The 311-nt window shown below is 57.2% G+C and carries 1 pseudogene; it reads right to left on the bottom strand.

Annotated features, from left to right (window positions below):
* Positions 1-5: 5 nt before the first annotated feature.
* A pseudogene (locus A1830_RS22960) lies at positions 6-311 on the bottom strand (DUF6531 domain-containing protein); the annotation flags it as partial.

Below are 311 nucleotides of genomic sequence, written 5' to 3'. Positions count from 1 at the left end.
GCATTTTCGCGTAATGGCTGATAATGCCAGCGCTCGCCGCTGATATCATACACTGACCATGTATCGTCCTGATGATGTTCCAGCCAGCGTTTTTCAGTTTCGCAGAAGGTTCGCTGACCTTTCGGAACAGGAGGAAATGACACGTAATCGCCGGACGGCGCACGCCATACCAGCCCGTCCTGATACCGTTCAAGCCGGGTTTCCCAGAAAAGTGACCAGCCGCGGCCCAGCACGCTGTCGCCGGGATTGCCACTGCGCCAGTAACGCTGCCAGACCACCGGCAGACGGGAAGGCAATACGAAATCCAGCTC

This window comes from Erwinia sp. ErVv1 (assembly GCF_900068895.1).
GTDB lineage: Bacteria > Pseudomonadota > Gammaproteobacteria > Enterobacterales > Enterobacteriaceae > Erwinia.
The sequence above is the reverse complement of the archived record's forward strand: the minus strand, read 5'-3'. Positions and strand labels throughout refer to the sequence as shown.